This is a genomic window from Shewanella gaetbuli (assembly GCF_023284065.1).
Taxonomy (GTDB): Bacteria; Pseudomonadota; Gammaproteobacteria; order Enterobacterales; family Shewanellaceae; genus Shewanella; species Shewanella gaetbuli.
Genome location: NZ_JAKIKP010000001.1, coordinates 139,993 through 157,803 on the forward strand (window position 1 = coordinate 139,993; position 17,811 = coordinate 157,803).

Genomic DNA, 17,811 nt, shown 5'->3' on the forward strand with positions numbered 1-17,811 from the left:
TAAGCTAGAAATTTTTAGCTTAATGATTCAGTCACTTCTTGCTCTGGTTGATTAGGAAAGCTCACAATAAACATGGGGCCTCCTAATGGTGATATTGGCTCAAAATCTATTTTGCCATGTATTAAGGTCGCGGCATTAAATGCTGCTGCTAAACCTAAGCCGATGCCACCTTTATTTCTTGTGGTGGTGTAAAACGGTTCGAACATATGTTCCGCTACATCATCAGGAATACTCAAGCCATTATTTTGAATTTCAATGGTAACGTCATCTTTCTCAAGGGTGACCTTGATGTAAATTTTACTATGTTCTACGCCTTTAAATGCATGAGTATAGGCATTGGAGATGATATTAGTGATGATTTGGTTAAGGAGATTGATGTTGCTATTGATATTAATATCCTCTGACACATCCATTGTTATATCAACATGTTGTGGTGAAAACATTATTTGAGCTGAGTCGACAATATCTTCAAGTTTGGCTTTTAAATTGAACTCAGTATTTTTTTCATGACGTTGTTCAGCAGCAACCGTTTTGAATTTTTGAATTAAGGTGCTGGCTCGAGTGATATTATTGACAATGAGCTGACAGCTTTGTTGGTACTCTTCTAAAATTCGATTGATTTCTTCTAAGGTTGCATCTTCACTATGAATCAATTCAATAAGGTCTTCAACATGAGATAATTGAGAGCTTGCAGCCGTCAAACAAATGCCGATAGGGGTATTAATTTCATGTGCCAAACCAGAAACTAAGCCACCTAACGCTGCCATTTTTTCTTTTTCAACTAATACTTCTTGCGCACGCTTCAAGATTAATAACGATTGCTCTAACTCTTGAGTTTGTTCTTTTACTTGTCTAGCTAATTCGTCTTTGTAGCTGCGTTCAAGTTCTAGTAAACGCTCACGATCTTCTAAGGCATCTTGTAAGGCTTTTTTAGATTCTTGTACTTCTGCAAATGAGGCTCTAACCTGCTCTTGCATGGTATTTATTGCCCTAGCCACTAAGCTAAACTCGTCTTGTTTGTCAGTGCGATTAAACGCAAGTGGCTTAAAGGGGCTATTTAAACTAATTTTGTCACAATATTGACCCAGCTTGAGTAGGTGTTGAGTGATGTTTAGCCATACTAAAAATAGAATAAATCCTGCAACAAGGAAGGTTTTAATCGCATTAGATAATAAAATAATGATGGCTTTGTCGTAGAGTCGGTCATAAATAATATTTAGGTCAGCTTGAACCAAGAGTGTGCCAACTTTGACATTACTTGAGTTGCTATAAATTAGGTCGAATTGTTTTTCTATGGTAGAGGTTTGTTGAAATTCACCCGCCGACCATTCTTGGCCGCTGTCATCTTTAATGAGTATGTAGTTAATGTCAGGTAATTGACTCAATCCATCAAGTTGAGTGTTTATCAAGCGTTCATCAATAACCCAAATACTTGACGCTAACACTTCCAAGTTGACCTTTTCGATACTTGAAAAAGCTCTATCGATTCGATCCACATCACTGTTGTAGTCATTAAATAACTGATAAACCGTAGTCACTAAGGTGATTAAGGAGCTAAAAAGGACGATCGACAACATAAGTTGTCGACCGATAGGACTCGTAAAAAGTTGTCTTGAAAATGTGAACATAGTATTTGTGTAATTTTTCTAATAGCTTATAGATTTAAGTTAGTGCAAAAACAACATTTAAGCCACTATTTATTCACAAATGGGTTGTTGTTTTTTTCAACATCTGCAACTAACTCATTGCTGAATATTTACACTAATTTTTGACGTGGATTTATGGCATTGTTTTTGCTTTCTCAGTTTAGCGGTTCAATTTTCTGACGCCAGGTGAAATATGAGAGAAATCATGATTAAAGCAATTGATGTAAGCAATGTTAAACGGAGTTTTATGAGCGTAATGTTGTGGCTGGTTATTGTTTGTGTCGGGTTAATGTTTGCTCCTCAGGCCTTATTACAGCAACTTTCATTGGCTGATTTTGTTATGCAATATAACTTTATCATTGGATTAGGGTTAATCATTGGTGCAGCTTACTTTTTAAGTCAGCTTGTGAGTTTTATTACTGACGAGTCAATTCAGCATTTACAAAAGAAACGCACCGTTGAAACCATCGAAGCCAAAGTGAAATTATTAGACCCAGCAGAACGCGCATTATTAAGAGAGTTTTTTTTACAAGGTGCTACTCTGCTCGCGTTACCGCAAAATGAGTTAGCCGTAAAAAGTTTACTGGAGACTAATATTTTGGAAAAAGTAGGCAATGAGCGACATTACGCCATACAAGGCCCTACTGCAGAATACAAAATATCCATGTCAGCAAGAATTTATTTAAATCGTGATGTTCTTAGATTACCGGCAGGGGAGCCAACGCCAGAAGAGTTAAGCTACCTAATAAAAACACGGCCTCATTTTATTAATGGTTTAGTACAACCCCGTAAACATGCAGCGTAGGGTTTAATGGGTTGAGGTTCTTAGTCTAAAACCCATTTATGGTCTTACTTTTCAGGTAATAGAATGGGGCTGTGAGATATAAAAAAGGGGCTAAATTAGCCCCTAAAATGTTTCAAAATTAAACTAAAAAGAACAAAAATGACGCTCAAAAACACAATATGAATAATAAAATCGGTGTTACACCATTATTCATTATTGGAGGGGGCAGACTTCACAACAAACATCCACATTAGATACGAAATAATGCCGAATGTTGAAAAAATAACAATCATCGACATTAACCCAATCGGGTTACCAAACATTAAATCTAACCAAAATGCCATGATAATTTTCCTTTTAATTGTGAAGTCATGGTTATCATAATGCTGCTTTAAATTAACATTGCTGATCTCGATCAATATTTGGTGCTATTCATTAGTTAGGTTGTTGTTGAAATGTGATCTTTGTTGCATAAGTTGAATGAGTAACAGAAGCGGCTATATAACGAGAGGTTAATTCAGCTCCACAATATTGAATTTATTATCACGGGTTTAATTTAGCGCTGAGATTTTAAGCGTTCACACATAATTGTCTAGAAACTCCAATCAAAGGGCTTGCGATTGTCTGAGGCATGGGTATAATTCCGGTCACTTAACTGAACCTTATCAGTTTTGTTTAGTGCCGGTGTGGTGAAATTGGTAGACACGACGGATTCAAAATCCGTTTCCTTCGGGAGTGGCGGTTCAAGTCCGCCCACCGGTACCACTATTTAAAATAAAGCCTCGACTTATGTTGAGGCTTTGTTGTTTCTGGCATATCAAAATCGCTCTTCAATTTCACTTTCTCGACCATCACGTCAATTCATGAGGTAGCTTTAACGCCGAAATACTCTGTCGGCTTTGTGGCGATGTGGGAGCAGCATGGTAATTTTCGTACTGGTTTTGAAGCTTATTACACCATTGTTCAACGCTTAATTGACAACTCATATATGGCTGAGTCTGATCCCAATTCCGTCATCCTCGAGATCTTTTATCGAGGATCTGTTTTTAGTTTTTGAGGCTTAACCAAAAGATTCCGGCCCACAAGCATCGCCGGAATGACGATTGATGCCCCGTCACCTTCGAAATAACCCAACCCGTCATCCTCGAGATCTTTTATCGAGGATCTGTTTTTAGGTTTTGGGGCTTAACAAGGAGATTCCGGCCCACAAGCTTTACCGGAATGACGGTTGAGATAAGTTTTACCGGAATAACTATTGATATAAGCGTCGCCGGAATGACGGTTGATACCCCGTCACTTTCGAAATACCCCAACTCGTCATCCTCGAGGTCTTTTATCGAGGATCTGTTTTTAGGTTTTGAGGCTTAACCAACAGATTCCGGCCCACAAGCTTTGCCGGAATGACGATTGAGATAAGCTTTACCGGAATGACGGTTGATATAAGCATCGTCGGAATGACGATTGATATAAGCTTTACCGGAATGACGATTGATATAAACTTTACCGGAATGACGCTTGATACCCCGTCACCTTCGAAATACCCAAACCCGTCATCCTCGAGGTCTTTTATCGAGGATCTGTTTTTACTTTTTGAGGTTTTACCAACAGATTCCGGCCCACAAGCTTTACCGGAATGAAGATTATATTTTGCTGGCGATTAACCAACTAAATCTGTTCGCATTGCATCAACACGATATTAATAATACGAGTGACTCCTAGGCATTAACTGATTCACATTCAGCTAGGGTTGATGCTATCCAATTGGTTGCGTCAGACATGGAGCTAAATATTTTTATATTGTCGGCACGCATGGACGGGGCTAAATTTTTCATGATGGTGGCCATAATGGCGGCAGGAAAAACAAAGGCTTTGCCCTGCATATTTTGTTGGTTGACCCAAATATTATACTCTTCTAACACTTGGTATGCTTCAGGTGTGCCGCCAAGTAACTCAGAATTATCAATCAGCATAGCGAAGGGTTGTTGGTTGAAAGACTTCACAATTTCGATAACGGCACAGGTATATCTGTGAGCTCCGTATTCATTAAACGAGCCGATCATTTTTGATTTTATTACTCGTCCTTCAACAGCAATTGTAAACTCTCCGTGCTCAACTGACATAAACATCCCCATCAATTAGTTTTACACATTGATAACATGACAGCGTTGTCTGGCGCAATAATTTATCGATATTGTTGAGTGTTTTAATTATTTTCTTTCTATTAAATCGAATAATAAAGCAGTTTTAATATGATTTTAATGAATATAATAGGTTGGTAGGCTACAAAAATCGATGTAAACGTGAGTAGAGGTTGCAATGCAAGTCATTAGTAAACTGCGTGCTAAAGCCGCACAAGATGGTGATGGTGTTAACATTAATCGTGTGGCTGATTTTAATAAAGTCAGCCTAGACCCTTTTTTGATGCTAGATGAAATTAAGTCAAATGATAGCCAAGATTTTATTGGTGGGTTTCCACCGCATCCGCATAGAGGGATTGAAACCTTTACCTATATTTTAAAAGGCGGTTTTGAACATCGCGATCATATGGGAAACGTCAGAGCTATTCGAGCGGGTGATGTTCAATGGATGAGCACCGGCAGTGGTGTGATTCATTCTGAAATGCCTTTATCTGATGCTACAGATGGCCTTCATGGGTTTCAAATTTGGTTAAATATGCCTGCCAAAGATAAAATGAACCCTGCACGGTATTTTGATACAACCCAACACCCAAGCCCCGTTATTGAGCATAAAAATGGCGCTAAATTAATTGCCTTAGCAGGTCAGTGGCAGTTTGCAGATGATGTTGCAACTGTTGCTACCAATACGCATATAAAGGGGTTAGCGGGCAATGCCGCAATTGCCGACTTAACTCTTACAGCTAACACTAAAGTGGCAATTGATTTAAGTGGCTATCAAAGTGTTAATATTTACCTGTATCAAGGTGAGCTGAAAATAGAAAGTGATTTTAAAACAGAGATTTATACTGCAGGAAGTATGTTAACCATCAACCCTCAAGTATTAGCCCAATTTTGTGGTGGCAATGCGGGGTTAGGGGGCTTAATTTTGGCTGGCACACCCATTAATGAGCCAATAGTTCACATGGGGCCATTTGTGATGAACACCCAAGCTGAAATTGAACAAGCCATTGATGATTATCAACAGGGGCGTTTTGGCCACTTATGATAAAACAATAGGCAGGCAATTTTTAAGGTTTGTTGGTATAATAGCCATAGTTGTGGTCAAAGTTTTTCACTTTGGCCTTTTTGTTTTCCGTTAGCGTTTCAGCACAGGATATTCCTTTGAGCCAGTCACCATCGCAAGTTGCCCGTCAGGCATTTTCATCATTAAAGTTAAAAACCGAGTTAACAGATAACCTTAGCACTATGGGTTATGACACTATGACTCAAATTCAAGCCGAAAGCTTACCGCATATTTTGGCGGGTGATGATGTTATTGGCCAAGGAAAAACCGGCTCAGGTAAAACCGCCGCATTTGGCTTAGGTTTGTTAAATAAGCTAGAAGTGAAACGTTTTCGAATTCAAACCTTAGTATTGTGTCCAACACGCGAATTAGCCGATCAAGTAGCCAAAGAAGTGCGTACTTTAGCGCGAGGCATTCATAACGTTAAAGTGCTTACCTTGTGTGGAGGTGTACCTATGGGGCCACAAATCGGCTCTCTTGAACATGGCGCACATATTATTGTGGGTACACCAGGGCGAATTATTGATCATTTAGATCGCAACCGCTTAGACTTAAGCAATGTGAATATGTTGGTATTAGATGAAGCTGATCGTATGCTTGAAATGGGCTTTCAAGAACATATTGACGCCATTATTGAGCAAACGCCACATCAGCGCCAAACCTTATTATTTAGTGCCACTTTCCCTGAGCAGATTCAATCTATTGCTGAACGTATTATGTATAAGCCTGTTATGGTTAAGGTAGAGTCTACCCATGACAATTTAACCATCGAGCAGCATTTTTACCGTATTGAAGATAACCAAGGTCGTTTAGAAGCCCTAAGGTTATTACTGCTAGATAAGCAACCAGAAAGTGCAGTGGTGTTCTGTAATACTAAACGTGAAACCCAGCAAGTGGCTGATTCGTTGAGTGAATTTGGTTTTAGCGTTTTAGCTTTACATGGCGATTTAGAGCAACGTGATCGTGACCAAATGCTACTGCAATTTGCTAATAAAAGTGCCCGTATTTTAGTGGCAACTGATGTGGCCGCCCGTGGTTTAGATATTGACGCATTAGATGCGGTATTTAACTATCACTTAGCTTATGACACTGAAGTCCATATTCACCGTATAGGCCGTACCGGACGCGCCGGTAGCCAAGGTGCAGCCTATAGCTTTTTTGGTGAAAGTGATGGCTACAAAATGGCAATGATTGAAGAAGCATTAGATAAAGAAATCACCCCATCGACTTTACCTGCATTAAGTGTATTGAATAAAGCCCCGCTTGAAGCCCTAATGCAAACCATTCAAATTGACGCGGGTAAGAAGCAGAAAATTCGCCCTGGTGATATTGTGGGTGCGTTAACGGGCGATAACGGCATTGAGTTTAACGATATTGGTAAAATTAAAGTCACTGATATTCGTGCTTATGTTGCGGTTTCACGTCATGTAGCCAAAAAAGCATTAAATAAAATTACTAAAGGCCGGTTAAAAGGTAAAACCTGCCGAGCATGGTTTATGTAATAGTTTTTTGTAATTGGTTACTTAGTGGCTGGGTAAGTAAAGCCTTGTCGTGACCCAAACAAAAAAAGAACCTTAATGGTTCTTTTTTGTTTTTAAGCAGGTTGGGGTGTAAGTATTTGAGGGGTTATTTTATGGCTTGCTTAAATTCCGCCCGAGTTTGTTCGTTAGCTTTACTGTACCAATAGTCGAGCATTTGGCGAATTTCAGCTTGGTCTTGCTCAATGGTTTTTGGCACAGCCTTGCTGTCGTTAGCGGTGTCAGCTGCGATTGCTACGGCCGTTGGCGCAACAATTGAAGTCGTCGTTTGAGTGGTTGTAGCAACAGTGGCGTGGCTATCATTTATTGCGTTCGATGTTAGCGGGATAAATTGCTGAACCGAAGCAACTTGCTCCATTTGGTTATATTGTGCCATTTCATCTTGATAGTCTCGGCCTATCTGTAAGCCACTTTTTAACAGTACATCTAGGGTTAAACTCACTTGTTGGTCAGCGCTTTTAATGACAACATTTGGATTTTTATTGAAATTGTTTTCAGCTCGATTATTACGAATTGTCGGTAGCTCAATGCGATATTGTTGGTCTTTGGCGTTAAAATTAACAATAACCACTTCAGATTCAAACTGCTCTTGGTTGCCTCTTTCACGGTATGAACCTTGATAGCGAAAGGCAATTTGGTTTAGCCCTATAGCAAGAGGTAAGTTATTTTTTACTTCAATGGATTTGCCATTATGAACAAGTACATTAACATTGTTTGGAATCGTTAAAGATGCCGCCATTATTGTGCTAGGAATTAAGCTAAATGTGACGACGATGATGGCAATAAACTTATTCATTCAATTATCCTGTGTTGAAACAATAGTAATACTAATTGTAATAATTAACTGATCACCCTAGCTTGTTAAAATACTCGATAACGGCGTTAGATTTTTTGATAGTACAATAATTGCTTATCAAAAAAATCAGCCTTGTTATCAAGTATTTTCCTACGCTATTTCTGTAAGCTTACTTATGGTGATTGGTATAAAAGACAACTGAGTATAGCCTTAATTCTTATGAAAAGTGTGACACACTAGTGAATTAAGGCATGTCATCTTTAGGTAAAATGTTATGACCCCAGCGGTAAATTTAGTTAAAAAACACCAACTGCCTTATCAATTACATGAGTATCAACACGACCCCAGTGCCCAGTCTTATGGATTGGAAGCCGCTGAAAAATTACAAGTTGACCCAGCTTTAGTATTTAAAACCTTAGTGGTATCCACTGACAGCAAACAGCTTGTGGTGGCTATTTTACCGGTAGAGCATCAGTTAAACCTGAAAAAAGTCGCCAAGGCGATAAAAGCTAAAAAAGTGCAAATGGCTGATAGTGCATTAGTGGAGCGAACCACCGGATATATTTTAGGCGGCGTGAGCCCATTAGGGCAAAAAAAGCGCCTGACTACTGTGATTCATCAAAGTGCTGAAGCGCTTGCGCAAATTTATTTTAGTGCAGGAAAGCGGGGCTTAGAATTACAGATGTCGCCAATTGATTTACAAAGCTTATTGACTGCAAAGTTTGTTGATATTATTAATGACTGACTTTTATCACTATGCCTTGTTATTACTAGCTTTTTTATAACGAAAACTCGTAAAAACCAAGCTAGCAATAATTCATTGCTAGCTTGGTTTCACCTTGCATTAGCTTACAGTTTGCTTGTATCAGTGGCGTTGGTATTAGTAGCACTTTTTATTAAGTCGCAAGGCGATGTTTCTGGGCCTGTTAATACTGACGGCTCAATTTGGGCTAAACATTTCCAATGGATAAAATTGTTTTCAGTACCAATATTTGGCGTAAAAGTGAGCCGTGAGTCTTCACCATAATACTTTGCCAACTTCACCACAATGTCACTAGATTCGGTTAGGTATAAATCGTTGATTAACGGATGAGATGTTAAGTCATTCACCGGTAAGTCAATATTATCATCAGGCTTTGGTAGTCTTGATTGGTATAGGTAAAAGTCGGCAACGGATATTTTGGCTAACTGTGATAAATCTACAATAGAGTTCAATTGCAGTTTTAAATTTAACCCTTGGTAACTGCCATTTACTGGCGTTTCTACTGTTTTTTTGTCTTCTACCTTAGTTAAACTGGTTGCCGCTATTTGAGTCACAGGTGCTTGCTGGGAAGCAATTAATTGTTGGGTTACTTCATCAATGGACTCTTGGTTATTTAAGGTTCTTCGCATGACTTGCGAAGTATTATTGGCAGATGCATTTACAGTGGTACTAACGTTTTGTTGTTCAGTGGCTACAGCGGGTAGAACAACTCGGTCAGCAATTGCCATGCTAGTCACATCAGCAACTTGTTCCACGTTGCTGATAACATCTTCATCAACAAACTCTATTGGCGCAGTTGAGATTGGCATTGAGTTTCCAATAGTGGGAGTTTCCACATCAACAATGACGACTGGAATAGGTTGAGCTTCATGGATGGCTTCAGAGGGGGCTATTTGAATCGTTTCAGTCAGTGCAACTTCTGTGTCAGTATTTTCAGTATCAATATCCGTAACAATCTCAGTAACAATATCAGTAACAGTATCAGTATTGCCAATTGTCTCCACGACTTCAGCTGCGGTTGGAGTCTCTTGTGGCACGATTTCAGTTTTTTCCGAAGTAACCGCTATTTCTTCTATTTTTTCTACTACTTCAATTTCTTCTATTTTTTGTGCCTCTAGGGCCACCACTATAGGGTTATCCTTTATGGCGTCTAGTTGAGCAATTTCGGTTTCTGTTGTTGCAGCATTAATTTCTTCTGAGTTAGTTTTTGGGGACTCTACAACCTCTATCTCAGCCGATTTACTATTAATTTCTTCATTGCTAGGCTGAGCCACTAAGGCAGTTTTAGTGTCAATTTTAATTTCAGATTTAACTTCTTTAGTGCTCGTTTGTACAGTTTGGTCTACCTGAGCAATATCAGTTTCAGCTTTATCAACAATCACTTTTTCGCTAACAACTTGATTGACTTCAGTGTTTGCTACTGTCACTTCTTCAATAACCTTTACGGGTAAATTAACGTCTGCAATTTCTTCAACGATTTGTTGTGGCTCAATATGATGTGTTTCGGCTGAAACAGGTGCCTCATTAATGGGTTGCTCACCAGCGGTTATAATGTTGCCAGCGCTTTGTATTGCAATGGTCGTTTCAGCTGAGATGTTTTCATTTGCTTTGCTATCTAATTCTTCAGTTTCTGCTGATGTTATAACGGTATGAGTTGGGCTCTGTTCTTGTGAGCTTAAATCAATGTTTGGTATCGCCTCTTTGGCGCTGTCAACAAGATTGCTTGCAGAATCAACAATCTGATTTAAGGTATTTGAAGCATCTTGTTTTAGTGCACCAAAGTCTGTTGAAGCAATACGAATTGCTAAGGTTTTTTCATTAGGATCTTTTGGGCTACCATCATCAAGAAATAACACTTTTATTGCTACACTGACAATAAGCAATAATGAAATATTGATCAGCCAATGATTGAGGTCACGCTGTTTAGATTTAGTTTTTTTATGTGGTACAACGCGAGTGATATTCTTATGTTTTGCAATCACTTCACGAGCAATTTCTTCTATATCTTCTCGCTCAATGGTAGTGATGTCATCTAAGGCCTGTATGTAATCTAGCGGTAACTCCATATGATCAGGATGTTTAGTACCATGACGAAGAGCATCCACTTCAAGAACACGATTCTTGATTTCTTCGATAATGATATTTTGTTGGCTAGGTTGACTAGCTTGGCTCATTGTATTCATCCCTTCAGAATCATAAGACAATTAAAGTTGTGTTTGTTATTTATGCAGTTCTGTTGCTGCATGCTTGCTGGTTTTCAAGCTAACTCGGCGTGAAATATCGTTATCAGTATGGTTCTTTCGCTGAGTTTTTAGCGGACGCATGACGGGATGAGTGAATGTTAATTCACTGGTTTTACAAATGGTTACCCTGTTTTTATTGTTACAAGTAAACCCTAATTCACTTAATTATTATTTGTTGTGAATGACGGTTTGCATGCGCGCGCTTCCTTCGCCGCACACAAGATAACCTAACTGATACAAACTTTACAAATTTTTTAACAATTATGTGTCATTATTCTGTCTCATATTTTTTGTGAATAATTTTCTTATTATGAACAGTGAGTTATTTCTTATGAACTTGTCAAATAATCAACGGTATCGGTATGTTATAGGATGTTTAGGTGTTTTTTAGTCATTTATAAGCGTGTTATAGCATCAAGACGACTACTCGCTAATCTGCACAAATAGCATTAAATAAGTAACATTTTTTTTACAAGTCAGTTAACCTAATCGGCAAGTTTAGCTGTGACTATTTCAGGCTCGATGAACTGATTGGGTGATTGAGGTAGCTTAAAATGTCAGTGCTAATGCATCTTTATGTTAGGGATACAAAATGTAACTTATATCTTTTTCTTTTCTAACAAGTGTTTAAGTTTCTACTTTGCAGATTCCGTTGCATATTGTTTAAGGTATTCTTAATTACTCATTACTATAGGTATATAAAGGTAAACATAAACGTGGAGTTAACATGACTGCGACACAGTATAAAATTGGTGAATGCATATTAGACACCAATGTCATGTCACTGACCCACAAGGATGAAGTGGTCAAGCTTTCAGCAAAAGTCTATGAGTTATTGAAGCTGTTTATTGAAAATGATGAACATATAGTTTCAAGACAACAGGCGATTGAAAGTATTTGGGAAGGAAACCAAGGTGTAGGTGAGAAAGGGTTTACTAATTCAGTTTGGTTGTTAAGGAAAGCATTTAAAGATTTAGCCATTGAAGATGAAGTACTGCTGACTCTACCTAAATTGGGTTATCAACTTGTGCTACCGATTCAAACATTTCAAGACACTAAAGCTGAGCAACCGTTCATCGCGTCTAAGCCAATGAAGTTTAATCAGCTTAAAACTTCATTTGGCGTCATCATTGCTTGTTTAGTATTAATTGGTTACTTAGGTTATGAGCGATTATTGCCTGAGAAAAAAAACAAAAATGTGCTCACTATTGTTTCGCCTACTAAGCAAAAAATAACTAATTTTGAAGGGGTAGAAGAGCACATTGCGGTTTCTAATAATGGCCAACAGTTAGCAATGCAATGGCGCTCTGGTGACTTACCCGGAAAAATTTATATTAAAGATCTTGCGCGCGCGGATTCATCATTAACGTTAATTTCTTTTGGTGAGTATGAAGAGGCTTCACCTGCTTGGTCAAAAGCAGATGACAAACTCGCTTATATACGGGTGTTACCGAATGGTGGGTGCGAAGTTAGGGTAAGAAATTTACTGCAAAATACCGATAGGTTTGTTGCAGATGGTTGTTTTTACCTGCCTTTTAAAAGGGTGTTAACTTGGTCTAAAACCGATGACAATGCGGTCATTTTTTCTAAACAGCTATCAGATCGTGTCGCCTTGTTTTCCTATTCACTAGAGGATAACAGCGTTAAACAGCTGTCATTTCCACAAAAGAATGAAATCGACTTTGCTCCTCACCCATTAAATGAACCTCAAAAATTGGCATTTATTCGTGAAAAAAGCACTTCAATGCAAATGAGTTTGCTGATTTTGAACACGGCTAATGAGCTCAGCGAACAGGATAATATTGTTGATGTAATAACAAATAAAGTCACCATTGTAGATTTTGATTACAGCACAATAGGCGATGCATTTTATGTGAATCATATTGAAAACTCAGCCTTAACCATTACTAAGGTAACCCTGTCTGGTGAAGTGGTTTTTTCGGTGGCGCATTCAGGTATGCCAAGTAATGTGACCTTCTCTGATGCCACGAATACCTTGTATATAAGTGAGCACATTTCAAAAGAGTATATTGGCCAACTGAGTTATGACGGTCAGCAGAATGTGCGCAAAATATCCTCTTCTTCACGTGATATGTATGCACGTTACTCTACAACTACTGACGATATTATCTTTTTATCTAACCGTTCAAAGTTGTGGGGCATTTGGAAAAATAATCAGGTCACCAGTAAAAGCTTGACCAAAAATATGGGTAATGCCGGGGTGGCTGCAATGTCACCAACCAGTGGTAAATTTGTGGTGCCTGTACACAAAGAGGACAACCAAGTGCTTTATTTAGGCGACATAGAGTCAGAGTTATTTGAAGTGATTGATTTACAAAACTTGTCTGCTGAAAACTTGAGTTGGGCCAAAGACGGTCAGTCAATTTATTTTAAAGGTTTTACTGACCAAGAAAGTGCCATTTATCAATATCATCTTACTGATAAATCGCTGACTAAGCTTAATTTGACCCAGGCCAATTATGTGGTTGAAGGTGCGACGCCTAACACCTTGTACTTCTCAAAATTTAATTTAAATGGTCTGTGGAAGTTAGATGTAGCAACAAACGACGTATCTTTGGTTACTGATAAATTAGCTAAATATGATTTTGGTGCTTTTTATCATGAAGATGATGCAGTTTATTTTGTCTCAAGAACAAACCAAAGCGACAAAGTGTTACGAATTAACTCTGATAACAATATTGATACAGTCATGAGTTTTCCTGCAAATAATATTCGTAAATTTTTTGGTATTTCCAGTGCAGATAAGCAGTCAATGTTACTGACTTTAAAGGTGGCAAACGAAGCAGATATAGTCGGGTTTACATTTCGGTAACATTTATAAGGGTTTGTTTTAAAACAAATTAGATATAAAAAAGACCTAAAAAAGACATAAAGAGATTAAAATACGATGATAAAACGAGGTTAAGCTTATTGTGGTGTTGTTCCTGTCGAGTTACTAATTGGTTAAAGGTCTGGAAAAGTCCTTAATATAATTAATAACATTGAAGGAATAGAAATGAATTTTAAAAAATGCACAATAGCAATGTGTGTCACTTCAGCGCTGATTTCAGGCGCTGTTCTGGCAAGCACACAAACAGAAAGTACCCTTGTCGCTTTTGGGCAAACTCAATCAATTGAGCGCACTCCATATACTTTTTATTTAGAGCAACAAACGGACCTATCAAATACTAATCGCGCTTTATTACAAAAAGAAGTCGAACAAATTAAACAAGCGCAAAAAGCATTTTTTGAGCAGGTTAATCAAATTGATGGCGGCAATGCAAAACTGATTTCTAGTTCTCAACTACTTGCCAATATCGTTACCATTGAAGTTAATCCACAAAACCTCGCTGCAATTAGAGCCTTACCAGGTGTTAAAAATGTTTTCCATGCTGACCGCAGCTCAGTGGTTCCAACTAACCAAAATATCAGCCTAGAAAATGCTCAAACAAACGCGGCGATTGCAAGCGCAGAAGAAATTGAGCTAATGCAGCCATACACCGGTAGTGAAACTGCTGGCGCAGGTGTTAGCGTTGCTATTATTTCGACCGGTATTGATTACACGTTACCAATCTTTGGTGGTTCAGGTGTTTATGGTGATGATTCTGATCCTGAAGTGCCACCTGCTAAAGGCAGCTACCTTGACGCTTTAGCCAACGGTGCGATTGAATATGATGGTTTCCCAACAAGCGTAGTTGTTGGTGGTATGGATTTTAAGGGTGAAAATTTTGGTAAAGATACTAACCCTATAGATCAAAATTATACATATGAATCATGGAATGGTTGGGAGTATCCAACGGGCTTAGGTACTGAGCTTGCCAGTGTTGTTCACCAGCTTGCACCAGGTGCAGAATTACATGCATTAAAAGTTTACAACGTTAGCCCTACATACGGTTCAGGTCCTTTCGTTAACACAATCATAGATGCATTAGAGTATGCATTAGATCCAAATGAAGATGGCGACTTTTCTGACCATTTAGATGTGGTATTAATGGAAGCCAGCGGTGCTGGTGCATTCTTTGATATCGATGGCAACGCAGGTGTTACCCCTTTACAATTATTGTTAGAAAAAGTATCCGCTATGGGGGTTACCGTTGTTACTCATGCTGGTGAGTATGGTGAGTATTCATTGCGTGGAGAAGCACAGTCTAAGCACCGTGGTTGGATATCAATTGAAGGTTCACCGACTTCAGTGATGACTGTGGGTGCTGTTGAGCAAAATGATAATGGAGACTTAGCTGTACCAACTTGGGGAGTGATGGGGCCAGTTCGTGGTTCATTAGCTTTAAAACCTGAAGTTGTGACTCATTCAGATGAACAGTCTGTTGTAAAAATTTCTAACGCTGATGAGACAGCATCTAAAACCGGTACACGCTCAGGGGCATTAGTTGCTGCAGCGCGTATGGCTGCTGCTGCCGCTGTTGTTAAGAGTCATTACCCATCATTTGGTCCTGCAGAAATTAAAGCATTATTAGCTAATACCGCAGTTAATGAAGGTATATACCGTGATGACGGCATGACAATGGCAGAGATTTTATCTGTAGGCCACGGTGTTGAAAATGTTGATGCTGCAGTTTCAAGCCCATTGATTATGTGGGAATCTGAGTCTTATCAACCATATATTCAGTTTGGTATGCATGAGGTGGATAAAGTTAAAGTCATTCACAAGCAAGTGACTATTCGTAACTTATCTGATACAGCGCAAACTTATGCCGTTGAGTTTATTCAAAATGGTGAAAAAGCTGCTCATGAAGCATTAATGGTCAACTTACCTGAAACAGTAAGTGTTCCAGCTAACTCAACTGTAAAAGTGCCTGTTAGCATTACTATTGATGGCACAAAACTACCTAAGTGGCCATTAATGATGACCGCTGATCACACCGATGCTAACTTAACCTCAACTGAGTTAAATGGCTTTATTAAGTTAACTGCAGATGACAAACCTGCACTTAATTTAGGTTGGATGGTTAAAGCGCGTAACAATACGACTATTACCAAGCGCCCTCAAGCTATGGAGTTTCCAAAGCGTTTAGGCTGGAACCCTGATTTAGGTATGACAGAGTATGTGCAACTTGATTGGGGTCAAGCTTTGTATCCATCTGAGTCTGAATTTGGCTTCTCAGGTTATTTTTCACTCGTATCATCTTTTGTGAATAACTCACAAACTGAAACGACATTTCAAGCGTTTCCTCTGTTAATTCATAATCCAAATGAACCGACAGAACTTGAAGATGTTAAAGGCCACAAAATTCGTGCTGTTGGTGCGACAATGCTTGATGATGCAATGTGTACTGTAACAGGTAAAAAAATCAGCGTAGCAGTAAACTTTTTCCAACCTGCACAAATGGCAATTGCTAATTATGCAGACAAAATTGGTTCTCGTTTATTCTTCTATGATTTATTCCATGAATACATTGTTAAAGATAATGAATGGGATAAAAGCTTTAGAGGCGGCAGTATCTGGAATGATGCTGACATTATTAACCAACCATTTGTTGAGTTAAATGATGAAGGCCAGCCAGTGACATATGTTATCGATTATAATGTCGAATATGACTGGACAAACCCTGGTGCTCGTTACAAACAAGCCAGTGTACCAACTTACTTTGCTAACAATGGCCGTAACGTTGTATCGCAAGTTTGTGTTGAAGATTTATTCCATCATGAACTAGATAGTGTGGAAGATTTTGATCAAAACTTAGGTTTTCACATCGAAACAGATCGTCACGCAGGTAAAAAGCCTGGTGAGCCAATTACTCAATTTAACCCTGTAAAAGGTGGCTACTATGGCCAGATTGAGTCTTGCTACTTTGATTGGATGACAGGTGAAGAAGTGTGTTCATTGTCACCAGATGATCGTACTGTCCAAGTTGGTTTTGCTGCAAAAGAAGAGGGTGAAACTTATGAAGATGTTGCGGTTAAAGACTTCTCTCGCAAGTTTACCGCGCAACCTGGTGAAGAAATTTATATCGCATCAGTAACAGCACCTGAGATGTTCAGTTTAGATGGTAATTCTGCGCCGAAAGGCTTTATGGTTATGAGTAGTAATGATGATTTCTTTGAAATTGGTTTCAACCAATACTTAGATTTAGATGGTTCAATCATTGCTAAAGTGGCTGATAATCAAGAGTTTGAAATCGCAGAAAATGCTCAATTCCAAGATGTTGTAGGTAAAATTGAGCTAGATACTCAAGGTTTCTTCTCATATGGCCCAACAAGCTATGAAGAGTTTGAGTTAATGATTGTTAACTCATTGCCTGGTACACCATTTGCGATTAACCAAGCTACAGGTGAGCTATATGTTCAAAACCCTGAAGCCTTAGATTTTGAAAATCAAACTGAATATAAAGTTAAGATTCAAACTAAGAAGGGCCAAAATGTCGGTTTAGCAGCTACTGTTGTTGTGCGTGTTACTGATATTAACGACATCATGCCTGAAGTTAACCCTGACGTAGCAGCTAAGTTATCTGTGCCAACATTAAGTTTCACTGAAGGCGGTAGTGCTACATTTGGTCTTAATATCACAGGCTTATTTATTGAAAGAGAGGGTAACCCATTAAGCTACAGCTTATCGGGTGATGGTTTCTCATCATTAGCATTAAATGGCATGAATGTTGTGGGTACCGTTGCACAAGCTGGCTCGCATACATTAACCATTACCGCTTCTGATGGAGAGCATGAAGTTAGCCATTCTGTGCAGGTTGAAGCCGAAGCAACAGAAAAAGACTCTGGTGGTAGCCTTGGTTGGTTATCATTGATACTTGCTGGCTTTATTGGCTTACGTCGCCGCTCGTAACTGATTAGGGAAAACTCATATGGGTTTTCCCTTTTCTATTTGAG

General features: G+C 38.8%; 12 protein-coding genes and 1 tRNA gene. 8 read left to right on the forward strand and 5 right to left on the reverse strand.

Features of this window, described 5'->3' with window-relative positions; genetic code table 11:
* Window positions 1–14 precede the first annotated feature (14 nt).
* Window positions 15–1,628 carry a sensor histidine kinase gene (locus L2672_RS00610; protein ID WP_248993896.1) on the reverse strand — a complete coding sequence of 538 codons (1,614 nt, stop codon included), beginning with the start codon at window positions 1,626–1,628 and terminating at the stop codon, window positions 15–17.
* A 265-nt stretch (window positions 1,629–1,893) separates the two neighbouring features.
* On the opposite strand from L2672_RS00610, the gene L2672_RS00615 reads away from it, so the two are divergent.
* Window positions 1,894–2,451, forward strand: a complete 558-nt coding sequence (locus tag L2672_RS00615) for a superinfection exclusion B family protein (protein ID WP_420833110.1) — start codon at window positions 1,894–1,896, stop codon at window positions 2,449–2,451.
* Between the two features lie 185 nt (window positions 2,452–2,636).
* On the opposite strand, the gene L2672_RS00620 is transcribed toward L2672_RS00615, so the two are convergent.
* Window positions 2,637–2,774, reverse strand: a complete 138-nt coding sequence (locus L2672_RS00620) for a DUF3149 domain-containing protein (RefSeq protein ID WP_248993898.1) — start codon at window positions 2,772–2,774, stop codon at window positions 2,637–2,639.
* A gap of 336 nt (window positions 2,775–3,110) precedes the next feature.
* On the opposite strand from L2672_RS00620, the gene L2672_RS00625 reads away from it, so the two are divergent.
* Together L2672_RS00625 and L2672_RS00630 are read left to right on the forward strand one after the other, a co-directional pair.
* A tRNA-Leu gene (locus L2672_RS00625) sits at window positions 3,111–3,195 on the forward strand.
* 635 nt (window positions 3,196–3,830) lie between these two features.
* A complete protein-coding gene (locus tag L2672_RS00630) occupies window positions 3,831–4,067 on the forward strand; it encodes a hypothetical protein (RefSeq protein WP_248993899.1) in 237 nt (78 codons plus the stop codon).
* A gap of 78 nt (window positions 4,068–4,145) precedes the next feature.
* Here L2672_RS00630 and L2672_RS00635 read toward each other — a convergent pair whose 3' ends face one another.
* Window positions 4,146–4,550: a hypothetical protein gene (locus L2672_RS00635; protein WP_248993900.1), complete on the reverse strand. Its 405-nt coding sequence runs from the start codon at window positions 4,548–4,550 to the stop codon at window positions 4,146–4,148.
* Window positions 4,551–4,746: 196 nt separating this feature from the next.
* On the opposite strand from L2672_RS00635, the gene L2672_RS00640 reads away from it, so the two are divergent.
* A complete protein-coding gene (locus L2672_RS00640) occupies window positions 4,747–5,613 on the forward strand; it encodes a pirin family protein (protein WP_248993901.1) in 867 nt (288 codons plus the stop codon).
* A gap of 200 nt (window positions 5,614–5,813) precedes the next feature.
* Entirely contained in the window at window positions 5,814–7,133 is a 1,320-nt protein-coding gene (dbpA, locus tag L2672_RS00645) for an ATP-dependent RNA helicase DbpA (RefSeq protein ID WP_248994287.1), read from the forward strand.
* Between the two features lie 124 nt (window positions 7,134–7,257).
* On the opposite strand, the gene L2672_RS00650 is transcribed toward dbpA, so the two are convergent.
* On the reverse strand, window positions 7,258–7,965 hold the full coding sequence (locus tag L2672_RS00650) for a YccT family protein (RefSeq protein ID WP_248993902.1): 708 nt from the start codon (window positions 7,963–7,965) through the stop codon (window positions 7,258–7,260).
* Window positions 7,966–8,239: 274 nt separating this feature from the next.
* On the opposite strand from L2672_RS00650, the gene ybaK reads away from it, so the two are divergent.
* Window positions 8,240–8,710: a Cys-tRNA(Pro) deacylase gene (gene ybaK, locus L2672_RS00655; RefSeq protein ID WP_248993903.1), complete on the forward strand. Its 471-nt coding sequence runs from the start codon at window positions 8,240–8,242 to the stop codon at window positions 8,708–8,710.
* Window positions 8,711–8,814: 104 nt separating this feature from the next.
* On the opposite strand, the gene L2672_RS00660 is transcribed toward ybaK, so the two are convergent.
* On the reverse strand, window positions 8,815–10,902 hold the full coding sequence (locus L2672_RS00660) for a hypothetical protein (protein WP_248993904.1): 2,088 nt from the start codon (window positions 10,900–10,902) through the stop codon (window positions 8,815–8,817).
* Window positions 10,903–11,698: 796 nt separating this feature from the next.
* Between L2672_RS00660 and L2672_RS00665 the strand changes: the two genes are divergently transcribed.
* Both L2672_RS00665 and L2672_RS00670 read left to right on the forward strand, forming a co-directional pair.
* The gene (locus L2672_RS00665; protein WP_248993905.1) at window positions 11,699–13,804 is read left to right on the forward strand and encodes a winged helix-turn-helix domain-containing protein; all 2,106 of its coding nucleotides are present in this window, start codon (window positions 11,699–11,701) and stop codon (window positions 13,802–13,804) included.
* A gap of 183 nt (window positions 13,805–13,987) precedes the next feature.
* Window positions 13,988–17,767 carry a S8 family serine peptidase gene (locus L2672_RS00670; protein ID WP_248993906.1) on the forward strand — a complete coding sequence of 1,260 codons (3,780 nt, stop codon included), beginning with the start codon at window positions 13,988–13,990 and terminating at the stop codon, window positions 17,765–17,767.
* The last annotated feature ends 44 nt before the right edge of the window (window positions 17,768–17,811 follow it).

Bases quoted from the DNA above. Each gene is read 5' to 3' on its own strand.
- L2672_RS00610 (WP_248993896.1), bottom strand. From the start codon at position 1,628: ATGTTCACATTTTCAAGACAACTTTTTACGAGTCCTATCGGTCGACAA.
- L2672_RS00615 (WP_420833110.1), top strand. From the start codon at position 1,894: ATGAGCGTAATGTTGTGGCTGGTTATTGTTTGTGTCGGGTTAATGTTT.
- L2672_RS00620 (WP_248993898.1), bottom strand. From the start codon at position 2,774: ATGGCATTTTGGTTAGATTTAATGTTTGGTAACCCGATTGGGTTAATG.
- L2672_RS00630 (WP_248993899.1), top strand. From the start codon at position 3,831: ATGACGATTGAGATAAGCTTTACCGGAATGACGGTTGATATAAGCATC.
- L2672_RS00635 (WP_248993900.1), bottom strand. From the start codon at position 4,550: ATGTCAGTTGAGCACGGAGAGTTTACAATTGCTGTTGAAGGACGAGTA.
- L2672_RS00640 (WP_248993901.1), top strand. From the start codon at position 4,747: ATGCAAGTCATTAGTAAACTGCGTGCTAAAGCCGCACAAGATGGTGAT.
- dbpA (WP_248994287.1), top strand. From the start codon at position 5,814: ATGGGTTATGACACTATGACTCAAATTCAAGCCGAAAGCTTACCGCAT.
- L2672_RS00650 (WP_248993902.1), bottom strand. From the start codon at position 7,965: ATGAATAAGTTTATTGCCATCATCGTCGTCACATTTAGCTTAATTCCT.
- ybaK (WP_248993903.1), top strand. From the start codon at position 8,240: ATGACCCCAGCGGTAAATTTAGTTAAAAAACACCAACTGCCTTATCAA.
- L2672_RS00660 (WP_248993904.1), bottom strand. From the start codon at position 10,902: ATGAGCCAAGCTAGTCAACCTAGCCAACAAAATATCATTATCGAAGAA.
- L2672_RS00665 (WP_248993905.1), top strand. From the start codon at position 11,699: ATGACTGCGACACAGTATAAAATTGGTGAATGCATATTAGACACCAAT.
- L2672_RS00670 (WP_248993906.1), top strand. From the start codon at position 13,988: ATGAATTTTAAAAAATGCACAATAGCAATGTGTGTCACTTCAGCGCTG.